The organism is Candidatus Poribacteria bacterium, assembly GCA_021295755.1.
In the GTDB taxonomy this organism is placed as follows: Bacteria; Poribacteria; WGA-4E; order WGA-4E; family PCPOR2b; genus PCPOR2b.
Genome location: JAGWBT010000064.1, coordinates 16,106 through 27,419, shown reverse-complemented (window position 1 = coordinate 27,419; position 11,314 = coordinate 16,106). Strand labels below are relative to the sequence as shown.

The following is an 11,314-nucleotide window of genomic DNA, read 5'->3' as shown; positions in this document are numbered from 1 at the left end:
ATCCGAAACCGCTAGCACCTCCGGTGATGAGTACGCGGCGCTGCGTCCCTTGCATATCTGGCATTTTTCAATTCCTCACTATAGGCTGCCTCATAACGTGACAAAGTCAGGTTACTTCTGTCGGACAAACTTCTGTAAACGATGATCCGCTTGCACCTCGCTGACGTAAATATCACCGTGCGAATCCAACCAGATACCGTGTGGACAGGCGAAGAACTCGCCCGGAACAGTGCTGCCCCGCTCGCTACCCCATTGTGTGATAATCTCGCCATCAAGTGTCAGAATTGTGAGGCGCTGCTGTAACTCTGCAATGTAAACAATGTCATCGTCATCAATAAAGATAGTATCTGGCTCTAGAAATCCACCCCACTCCTCAATATATTCGCCATCAAGTGTGAAAAGCTGGATGCGGTTGTTGCTCCGGTCTGCGACCATTACACGGTTATGACGGTCTACCCGGACACAGTGCGGCAGATCAAACTCACCGGGACCCGTTCCCGGTGATCCCCAAGACATGATGTACTCACCATCTGAGGAGTATTTGTGGATTCGTGCGTTGCCGTACCCGTCACTGATGAACATCTCGCCGTCAGGACCGAGCGCAAGATCTGTCGGTAAATTGAAAGGCTCACCTTCCGCACCGGGCTGATCGGGAGTCCCCAGCGTCATCAGGAGTTCGCCATCAGCGGTGAATTTGTGCATGACATGCACCTCTCGCTCAACGCAATAAATGTGATCATCGGCATCAATGAAAATACCGTGCGAGTCCTTGAGGATATCTTCGCCCCACGATGCGAGAAAGTTACCTTCGCGATCGAATACAACCATCGGGCGTTCGCTTCGACTATAAACATAAATTCTGTCCTGTGAATCCACTGCGACTGCGGGGATCCACCCAAATTTCCAACCATCGGGGAGTTGTCCCCAACCTTCTTGCACCTCATAGGTATGGCTACCTGAACCATATATCATAATACTGTACCTCCAAGATTTAGAATTTGAACAATCCGTGAGTTAAATTACGAATTCTGCCTAACGGTGTGGTATACTTTTCTAATAACAATCGACTTGAATTTCCGTCTATCTCTTTTTAAGAGCTTTCTCAGAAAGTATACCTATAGCCAAAATTAAAAGGGAAAAAATGAAAAAGAATCTAATCCTTCTATTGACAACAGCAGCTTTTATACTGTTCGGCTGTGCCCGAGATTCGGGGGAGGTCAATGCGCTTGCATCAGCAAAAGATTATTCGGACGATCGCATCCTCACAGTTCTACCGTATGATGCGATTCCTGCAATCCTAAACCCCGAATTTGTCTCTGCCAATAAAGCGAAGCTAGCGGATAACTCGCCGGTGATTGGCGTTAGTTTGAATGGCGAAAGCCGCGCCTATTCGATCCATCTGCTCAACGGACACGAAATTGTCAATGATGAGGTCGGCGGCGTCAAGATTGCGACGACGTGGTGACCACTCTGCAAGACGGCTATCGTGTATAGTCGCGAACTTGATGGAAAAATCTACACGTTTGGCGTTTCTGGCAAACTTTTACGCGATGCGCTGCTCATGTATGACCACCAAACCCGGACCCTCTGGTCGCACATTACTGGAGCAGCGGTGGAAGGCGAACTCAAGGGGAAACGGTTAACGATGTTAGCTGGTACACCACGAATCACTTGGAAGGATTGGAAACGAAATCATCCATTGACAGAAGTGCTCTCTGCGGCAAACGATTTTCGTCGTCCGGGGAAACAAATCCAAGAGATAAGAATCGATAACTACGCGATGTATCATGCCAGTCCCGACGCAGGCATAAGCGGCACCCAGTATACCGACAACCGCCTGATGAATAAAGAGCTAGTTGTTGGCGTTCGTATCAATGAAAGCTATCGCGCTTATCCTTTCACAGCTTTTAAGAAGCAATCAATCATCAACGACGAGGTAGCTGACGAGCCGGTGTTAGCCTTCCATGATCTAGAGTCGAATGCGACCGCCGTTTTTCTCCGTACTGTAGATGGAGAAACATTGACGTTTAAGCCAGCGCAAGGTTATTTTGTTAAAGACATCAAAACGGAAACAACGTGGAACCTTATCACAGGGGTGGCAACGGAAGGCAAACTTAAGGGACACACATTAAAGCGATTGCCAGCGATGAATATCTACTGGTTTGCTTGGGCGCGTTACCATCCTGAAACAACTGTCTATAACTAAGGTTTTATTGCTTACCGTAATACACAGGTTTGGCGAAAATCCCTCCAAGTAAGAGCCGTCCAGAAGGCGGGAAGGATAGTCCACTCTTCCCTCCGTCCCGCTACATTTCCTACCGCCTCAACGGCACCACGCACTTGATATTATATCACAATTATTGATTTTGATGGGAAGGTTTGTTTTCCCATAGATCTGCAATTTTAACTTGACTACTTCATATTTGTGGGGTATAATTCACGACAAGGAAAACGGATTTTACCTTTTTGTGAACATTCCGACATGTAAATCTTCCGAAAATGAAGATATTCTGAAGAAAAATGGGCACAGGGAGTTATTTAGGGATTGGTAATTCAATCAGTCATTCAATCCCTCTAACCCTCCCTGTTACCTCTGGAAACAGGGGTCCTCTTTCGTAAGAGGGCAAATTGTGAGCAAGGGAAATGTATGAGCGATTAAATGCTTATTTTTTGACGGTAAATCACCAGATGATTTTAACGTCTACCGGAACAGGAGGAATGAATTATGAGATGCTATAGAATTAGCTTAATCTTTTTGGGAATCATCAGTGCGATAGCTATTGGATTCGCAGCTGAAGGACAGGAGATAGGTTCTTTTATTGAACAATTGCAACACAGGGAAGAGATAGTTGAGATTCGTCGCAAAGCCGCTCATGCGTTAGGGCAGATTGGTGATCCGGCTTCTATCACAGTGTTGGTCAAGTCATTGCAGGATGAGCGTGGTGAGGTTCGAGCTGCGGCCGCCTCTGCTTTAGTGCGGATAGGTTCTCCCACTGTGCCTGAACTGATACGATCCCTGAATAGCAAAGATGCTGTTGTTCGTTCCACTGCGGCTTATGCCTTGGGTCGGATTGGTGAACCCAATGCGATCCCTGCATTGGTGCAAGCATTGAATGATCAGCGATGGGAAGTTCGTCAAAACGCTGCTTCGGCGTTGGGCAAGATTGACCAGTCCTCCCAAACAGTTGTGTTCGCCTTAATTCAAGCATTAAGTGACAAGCATACCAATGTACGCATCTGGGCAGCTTCGATGTTGGGGCAGATTGGTGCACCGGCTGAAGCAGCTATTCCTGGGTTAGCGTACGCACTCAACCATCAACAGGTAACCCTTCGTGGCACTGCAGCGAAGGCATTGGGTCAGATCGGCGTACCGACACAAACGGCTGTTGCTGCGTTGATAAACGTATTAAACGATGAGTCGCCGTGGGTGCGTGCCAACGCTGCTTATGCGTTGGCTCAAGCTGATAACTCCAAACACGATATGGCTATCCGCGTCTTGACGGAGGTGTCGCGTTGTAAAGTGGCTGGGGTTCGTTTGTATGCAGCGCGAGCGTTAGCTGCGATGGATGACATCTCTCAACCCCGATTTCATCGGGATTCAAAGCAACCTGCGGTGATCGAGATAGCAAGTAAAGAGTAAGGCTTGCTTGAACTTGTAAGGTCTCGTTTCGTGGGACCGAAGAGATCTGCCTTCTGATGTTACATCAGGAGGCAGATTCAGTTAGAGAATTAAATACCCCGGCTCAAACACTATGGGATTGCACAATTGCCAGAAATGGAGTAAAATCTCTGTGTGAAATACTAAAGTACTTGGCCATAAATACCCTCAAAGTAAAAAGGGAGCTGCAGATGAAGGATCGATTAAGAGTCGGCATTGTTGGCGCACGCAGAGGAGCGGGACATATCCGTCCCTTCACGACTATTACAGAAACAGAGGTAACTGCAATCTGTGATCTGAACGAAGACACGCTTCATGAGGTCGGAGATCGATATGGTGTTCCGAAACGGTTCACGGACTATGAAGAGATGCTTGCGGCTGATATTGATATCGTCGTGCTGGGCACGCCCGAAAATCTGCATGTGCCGCAATCTATTTCGGGGTTGGAAGCAGGGAAGCATGTGGTGAGTGAGGTGACAGCAGCGACCTCCCTCGAACAGTGCTACGAGTTAGTTAGAGCGGTCAGAAAAAGCAAAACGAAGTATATGATGGCGGAGAATAAGTGCTATACACGGTCGAGCATGTTAATTGGAAACATGGTGCGTCAAGGCTTGTTTGGGGACATTTACTTTGGCGAGGGCGAATATCTCCATGACATCAAAGTGCTGCATCACGATAGCGGTGGCAATCCAACTTGGCGATACTATTGGCAGGTGGGAATAAACCGATGTAACTATGCAACGCATAGCCTCGGTCCGGTGATGGACTGGCTCGACGAACGCGTCGTTTCGGTGTGTTGTCTTGGCACTGGTGTGCACACCGATCCGGAACATGCTATGGAAGATACAGTGATGATGTTGTGCAAGACTGAAAGTGGCGCTCTGATTAAGATCCGGATTGATATGCTCTCCAACCGTCCTGCGAATTCATACTTGAGTTTGCAGGGAACGAAAGGTTGTTATGAAGGCACACGGGGATTGAAGGATGTAGAAAAAGTTTGGTTGGCAGATTACCATCAACAGGGAGAGTGGCGACCGCTCGCAGACTTTGAAGACGAATTTCTACCGGAGAGTTGGAAAAATCCGCCGGAGGAAGCGGTGAAGGCTGGAGATGTGAGTGAGGAGTATTTCGAGATGCGCGGTTTTGTCGATAGCATCATCAATGACACCAAACCGCCAATTGATGTCTATGATGCCATGGATTTCACAGTGCCGGGATTGGTTTCTGAGGAGTCTATTGCAAATGGTGGAAAGCCCGTTGAGGTGCCTGATTTTCGGGAGATTGACTAGGCTGAGTCGGACGATGAATTAGAGGGATTGGGACCTGCCTAATCCCTCAGTAACGCTCTCTGTCTTGAGAAAAGTTCTCACCTCAGAAATTGAGCCTGAAACCGGCTTCGACCGAAGTTTTCTGAATTGGCTCAAAGTGTGTCTTACCCGCCGCATCTTCTACCCGCCGGAAACAATATTCGCGGAGGACTGCGATCTCAAACCTCGGAAAGATCTCATATCCAATTCGCACAATGAATGCGGATTTACTATCAAGACGGAAGAGGTCTTCAAAAAAGCTCGGATCTTTGCTCCCTTCTTTCTCGGGAAAACCGGGATCTGGCTCACCAATGTTGCGTTTGAGATAGAATGCTCGGAACGACATCCGTTCAACTACCCCAGATTCCGTGATGCCCAGATATAACTTTGGCTCCGTATTGGTATAGTCCTCAAATGATGCTATAAAATTGACCTGTGGAACCGGTCTCACAGCAATCATCGAGAAGTAACCTTGCCTTGCTTGACCTGCCTCCTCTTCATCCATACCCAAAAAGTCAGGAGCAACGCCTTTGGCAGCGTCGTAGGTGTAGTCAAAAATGGTCGGATAAAATCGTGCGCCGAAAGTGCGGTACTCCACCTTGAAAAGGGCTTGGGAAAGCGACACACCAATTCCGATAGCATTCCCTATTGCAATATCAGTTACCTCATCAATCTCCTCCGCTTTCGTTTCCGATTTCGTGTTTAAGAAAGCCACATCATCATATATATCCAAGCGCAGCGACTTGTTGTGAATCAGCGGGAAACCGATATCGACCCCCAATGCGATAAGCGGATCTCCGTCCGGCATCAGACTCGGATCAGGCTCAATGTCTGTTAGATAGGTTCCGCCAAATTCAAGACTGTTAAGGAGTGGAATGCCACCCTCCTCCTGTTGCAGAGGACGAACAAACAACCGTCCGCCGAAAACAGTTGGATCGCCGACGTTGTTGAGGATTGTCTCAACCCCAATCTTTTTTGTCTCTGAACTAAGGTTGAGCCGCAAGCCCCGGCGGTCATAGTTTGAATACCCCGACATAATGAACCCGTGCCCGATAGTGGCGTAGTCCAATGCACCGAAACGGGTGTAAAATGATTCACTGAGATGGCCATAACGCACATAGCGCACAACCCGCGAGATGGTACTGATATTGTCCCACGTCTCGCCATCCTCAGCGAGGATTGTGTGTTCGCCATCCTCAGAGGAGCTGTAAAGCAGGACAAGACCGAGCCCAAATCCGACTTTACCGAGATCTATTTCCGGCTGCAACTGAAACCGCAAGAACGGTTCGCCATTGATGAAGGTAAATCCAAGTCCCGAAAGTTCTCCCCTACTCAAAGCCATTTCTTCTGGGTTCGGTGGTCCCCCATATGACAGCGCTGTTTCACCTGCAATTTCATTTTGACCATAAGTTGCCAAGACAAAGCCCAATGACAACATTCCAATCCAAAGGGCAACGTACTTGCTCCTGTTCATCAATTTCTCCCTAAAAAATCATTTTTGTATAATTTCTTGCCCAAGTAGATAGTGCTCTCCGCTGATGTACGGCAATATCTCTCCTATTCAAAGACACGGAACAGAATGTCAAAAACTGCGTGATCGTCAACACGATGGTTGAATTTATCCCGACACAGTGTTATCTTTCCACGCCCACTTTGAAACCTGAGTCGGATTTTAATTGTGGTACTCGGAATTAAGGCATCGAGGGCAAAAACCTCATAGAAGTCTTGTCGTTCTTCCGGTTTGAGACTGATAGGGAGACTGTTGCGGAGTAAACTTGGAAAGAGCACCGCATGCGGGACTTGGTATAACTCCGTATCTTGCCACCTATGTCCAATCTTCGCTTGGAACTGACACGCTTGAATTGTAACAGGGACCTGATCGCCCTCGTTGTAGATGCGACACGAAACGAGAAACAGCAGATGTCCACCACGTGTGATAAAGCAGTTTGCCTGTTTTGTTAGTAGCTCGACTCTGAGATGGCTTCCGCGCCGCCTTCGACTGTGGGTTCGCCTGCCAGCGCGGTCTGCATGGAGGTCATGGATCCATTTAGAAGCAGCAAGTATAACGGCGATGATACTGAGAATAAGGGCAATTGTCGCACGGTCCATTGGTGACTCAAAATCATCCTTACATGACACGTAAGCCGCTTTTCCACTTCACGTTTGATACGTTAGATCTGTGTTTCGAGGAGGGCTACGCTCTGCGGATCTAGCTGATGATAATTGACAATTTCGTATCGATTCCCATCAATATCTTTAATCAGCACCCGTCCGCCATTAAATGTGGTAATATCATTCCGAGAACGCAGATCAAAAGAAACGGTGCCACTATCGGTTTCGGCTTCCCACTCTGTGACACCGAACCGTCCTTCAATGAAGTAAATCCTTGTAATTTTTGGCATAAAATAGCATTTTTCCAACTCTTCCGCAAGGACTGTCTGATCTGCCTTTTCTAACTGATTTATGTCCTCAATCAAGCCAAGCTCGTTTTTGTGGACGTCAAGTAAACTGATATATTGATTCGGTTGGGTCAGTGGAAACGTGCGGACCGGCTCTACAGGCGCGTGAACTGTACCGTCCGGCAGCTCCGCTTCCAGCTCTGCAAATTGGTTGCGGCTAATTTTCAAGCGTTGGGGATCAAGAAATTGGACTTCATCTTCGATCCGAATGGGTTGTTCCACCGGGTCTACTCCTTTCATATTTCGTTACTACCACGCCCGAATTTTCGAGAGTTCTGTTTGCTTTTCGCATAAGTTGGCATAAGTGCCACCTTTGGCGATTAGCTCTTCGTGTGTGCCAATCTCATCAATTTGCCCTTCCTTGAGGACAACCAAACGATTGGAATGTTTAAGTGTCGAAAGGCGATGTGCGATTGCGAAAACGGTTCGTCCTCGAATCAGCCGGCCCAACGCCTCTTGGATTCTTGATTCGGTCTCCGTATCAACAGAGGAAGTTGCCTCATCAAGGATGAGAATGCGCGGATTCTTAAGGATAGCGCGAGCGATGGAGATTCGTTGACGTTCTCCGCCAGAGACACGCACGCCCCTTTCGCCGACTGTTGTGTCGTAACCATCGGAAAATTTAACGATAAAGTCGTGGGCGTTTGCGGCTTTTGCCGCCGCGACAATCTCTTGGCGACTTGCCCCCGGTTTCCCATAACCAATATTGTCGGCGACGGAACCTTCAAATAGGAATGGCTCCTGTAGTACCACCCCGATCTGTCCTCGCAAAGATCTAAGTTCAATATCGCGGCTATCATGCCCGTCAATGAGAATTTCACCCTCGTTGGGATCGTAGAATCGGGTGACTAAATTGATGAGGGTGCTCTTGCCCGCGCCACTATGTCCGACGAGCCCGATCATTTCCCCCGGTTTGGTGGTAAAGCTGATACCATTGATAGCATTTTTCTCTTCATCGTAAGAGAAGAAAACATCGCGAAATTCGACCTGCCCCCGCATATTTGGAAGGCCAACAGCATCTTTACGACTTGCAACACTAGGCGGTGTATCAAGGATCTCAAAGACCCGCTCGGCAGAAGTCGCGGCTCTCAGGAATCGACGGTTCATCTGAGCAAGCGTACGTACAGGTTGTAAAAACCGCGTCATATAGGTCATAAATAACATCAACTCACCGAGCGTTAAGTCTCCGTTGATGATCTGCCTCCCTCCAATTAACCAGATAAAAATGGTTCCACAGTAGGTCATGAAGGTCATAATTGGCTGATAAAGTGTCCAGATTTTGGCGGCACTCATTTCCCCTTCAAAAACCTGATGGGTCTGTTCTTGAAAGCGATCGACTTCGTATTTCTCGCGGGTAAACGCCTTGACAACCCGTATCCCCGGAATCGTACTCGCCAAGATCGTGCTAATCCCAGCGTAGCGCCTCCACAGGACGTGGAAAACCTTGTGCATCTTGTGTCCAAAATAGAATGAGAAAAGGATAATAAACGGAATCGGAAGCAACACCCAGAGTGCCAGCTGCCAGTCATAGAGGAACATGATAATGCACATATAGATTAATGTCATTGAATCACCGATAATATCCTGTAACCCTTCGGCGATAAAGTCTCGCAGCCGTCCGACATCCTGAGTAATGCGTGACATCAGATTCCCCGTCTCCCGCTGCTGGTAGAAATCGAGCGACAGGATACTCATATGCTGAAAGGCATCATTCCGCAATCTCAGGGTGATACGTTGACCGACCCATGTCATCATATAACCCCGCACCGCTGAGAAAGCTGCTGTGAAGACGTGCGCTCCGATCATCTGAAGCACAATTATCACAAGTTGTCCAAATGCACCCGGTTCAGTTGGCTGTCCTCCTGCTGCTGCTATCGTCGCCGGAGTGAGGATGTTATCAATAAGCTGCTGACCCAGAATAGCTGGCCAGAGGTCTACCAATCGTATAACCAGCACGATTAGCAGTGCCGGCACAGAAACGCGCCAAAATGGGATCGCGTATTTGAGTAGGCGGAAGAGCAGTTTGCCCTTTTCAACGCAGTTTGGGCAAACATCAGACCACCGTGGGATCGGGCGCCCACAGGTTTCACATCGAATCTTCTTTTTTCCGGGATCGACATACTTCCGACGCCGCTTAGATTCGTCCGTTTCCTCCGGCTTGACCTTGTCAATTAAAGATTCAATTTCTGGTGTTGCTTCGGCAAATTTGGGAACGAACCGCTTGGAGTAGCGAGCGACTTCAAATGCGCCCTCTGCGGTTCGCACTTTCATGAAGTTATTGCCATACAACTCTCGTATTTCAATCTCGTCAACGGCTTCGAGTGGAATGTTTTGGACTTCAGGTCCGGGCGCACCATTTTGGTTAAAAGCGAGCAGGCGTCTTTCCGTCGCTAACACCCAATCTTTCCCGTAAGTGCCGTCAAACTGTAAATCTGTGGAAATGGCAACTTTAATCTCTTCTTCTCCATCCAGTAAATCTTCAAGCTGATCTTGGAGTTCTGTTGGTACTTCCTCTAAAATTGTCATCTCTACATCGGGCCGTCTAGCATTGCCCCTTCTACCGGAAGAACGAGCCATTCGATGCATGTCTCGTCTAGAAAATCCCCCGCTGTGCATAAAAACCTCCTTGTCGATTAGAAAAACGAAAACCGTACCAACGGGATCTTGGCACGGTTCTTTTTGGACGACGGAACATAGAAAATGTTGAATGAAAATCGAGGAGGGGCGATACAACGTATCAGGGAAACACAAAGAAGGTTTCAGAACGGGAAAGAAAATCGAGCTAGCTCACGTCAAAAAACAGCACGAAACACGACAAGCGTGAAACATGATGTTCCAAACTGAGGATCCACGACTCCGTCCGTGTTGTTCTAATCCAATAGAATCGGGATCTACGCCGAGAGTCCAAAAGTTGTTCCCTACGGTACTGTTGCACGCCTTCTTAACATGAGCCATGAGAGAGTTATCAGGAAACGTACGGTGTGCACTAGCAGCCGGTAGCGATAAATATAGCAACCTTCTGGACCAAATTACCGCCCTGCGCCATTGACGAAAGGAACAACATCGGTGCAGAATATACGGTGTAATGCGGGGTTGCATTAATAAGCAGGTCCAATTGACCGTCGCCATCCAGATCTCCTGCCCAGAGCAAGGTGGGGATGGCACCATTCGTAGATCCGTATGCGAGCAGTTCTTGGGATAACTGTCCGTTAGATAGTTCAAGGCTGTAGTTTTCGAGTGAAGTAAACCCGTTCGGTCCTACAGCCCCTTCGCCATAAACTGTCAAATAGCTTTCGTTTTCGTCGTCCAATCTAAGGTTGAGGGATTTACCGGGACTTAAAATTGTCTGTGTGTCGGATAGTGTCTTGATGGATTCTCTTTCGGATGTACTCAAACCTTTTATTAGAAAAAGCGGGGGCGTCTGCTCTTCCACTGACACCACTTTTCCGGTCTGCTCTCCGGCATTATCGACGAATGGATCATAAACGGTTTCCACCGTAATTCTCGAAGGGATTAGTGCGTGCCCATCCGGCGTTGGATACAATCCCAGCCAGATTTCACCTGATTTTGCGGAAACCTCGTCGCCGTGAAACGCACCCACCTGCAACAGTTGAATTTCAGATTTTACCGGTGATGCCGCTGATTGATTATAACAACCAAACATGACGCAACAGATCCAGCCCGCCCAGAAGATAGACATTGTAATTGTGAATGACATACGAAATAACATGATCTTATTCCTCCATACCTCAGATTGTGTTTCAGCCTACCGATTTTCAAAGATTTCAAAACTGTGTCATATTTTGTTGAGCAAGACGCGTGCCAAAACCATTAATCCTTTACGAGAAGAGGATATGAAACCAATTACCAACACAGCACGTGAAAAGTGT

The 11,314-nt window shown here is 47.9% G+C and carries 10 protein-coding genes; 4 read left to right on the top strand and 6 right to left on the bottom strand.

Annotated features, from left to right (window positions below):
- Positions 1 to 111: 111 nt before the first annotated feature.
- Positions 112 to 972 (bottom strand): hypothetical protein, encoded by an 861-nt coding sequence (locus J4G02_10945; protein ID MCE2395092.1) that lies wholly within the window; start codon positions 970 to 972, stop codon positions 112 to 114.
- A 169-nt stretch (positions 973 to 1,141) separates the two neighbouring features.
- Here J4G02_10945 and J4G02_10940 point away from each other — a divergent pair, with 169 nt between their 5' ends.
- From J4G02_10940 to J4G02_10925, 4 genes are all read left to right on the top strand, one after another.
- Complete coding sequence (locus J4G02_10940; GenBank protein MCE2395091.1) at positions 1,142 to 1,465, top strand: DUF3179 domain-containing protein; 324 nt, start codon at positions 1,142 to 1,144, stop codon at positions 1,463 to 1,465.
- A 21-nt stretch (positions 1,466 to 1,486) separates the two neighbouring features.
- Complete coding sequence (locus J4G02_10935) at positions 1,487 to 2,206, top strand: DUF3179 domain-containing protein (GenBank protein ID MCE2395090.1); 720 nt, start codon at positions 1,487 to 1,489, stop codon at positions 2,204 to 2,206.
- 519 nt (positions 2,207 to 2,725) lie between these two features.
- Positions 2,726 to 3,640, top strand: a complete 915-nt coding sequence (locus J4G02_10930) for a HEAT repeat domain-containing protein (protein MCE2395089.1) — start codon at positions 2,726 to 2,728, stop codon at positions 3,638 to 3,640.
- A 209-nt stretch (positions 3,641 to 3,849) separates the two neighbouring features.
- On the top strand, positions 3,850 to 4,947 hold the full coding sequence (locus J4G02_10925; protein ID MCE2395088.1) for a Gfo/Idh/MocA family oxidoreductase: 1,098 nt from the start codon (positions 3,850 to 3,852) through the stop codon (positions 4,945 to 4,947).
- An 82-nt stretch (positions 4,948 to 5,029) separates the two neighbouring features.
- On the opposite strand, the gene J4G02_10920 is transcribed toward J4G02_10925, so the two are convergent.
- The 5 genes from J4G02_10920 to J4G02_10900 all read right to left on the bottom strand — a co-directional run bounded on the left by J4G02_10920 (position 5,030) and on the right by J4G02_10900 (position 11,154).
- Positions 5,030 to 6,439: a hypothetical protein gene (locus J4G02_10920; protein MCE2395087.1), complete on the bottom strand. Its 1,410-nt coding sequence runs from the start codon at positions 6,437 to 6,439 to the stop codon at positions 5,030 to 5,032.
- Between the two features lie 83 nt (positions 6,440 to 6,522).
- Positions 6,523 to 7,074, bottom strand: coding sequence for a hypothetical protein (locus J4G02_10915; protein MCE2395086.1), 552 nt, complete (start codon positions 7,072 to 7,074; stop codon positions 6,523 to 6,525).
- A 62-nt stretch (positions 7,075 to 7,136) separates the two neighbouring features.
- Complete coding sequence (locus J4G02_10910; protein ID MCE2395085.1) at positions 7,137 to 7,646, bottom strand: DUF1854 domain-containing protein; 510 nt, start codon at positions 7,644 to 7,646, stop codon at positions 7,137 to 7,139.
- Between the two features lie 27 nt (positions 7,647 to 7,673).
- Complete coding sequence (locus J4G02_10905) at positions 7,674 to 10,001, bottom strand: ABC transporter ATP-binding protein (protein MCE2395084.1); 2,328 nt, start codon at positions 9,999 to 10,001, stop codon at positions 7,674 to 7,676.
- Between the two features lie 409 nt (positions 10,002 to 10,410).
- Positions 10,411 to 11,154, bottom strand: coding sequence for a hypothetical protein (locus tag J4G02_10900; GenBank protein MCE2395083.1), 744 nt, complete (start codon positions 11,152 to 11,154; stop codon positions 10,411 to 10,413).
- Positions 11,155 to 11,314: the final 160 nt, after the last annotated feature.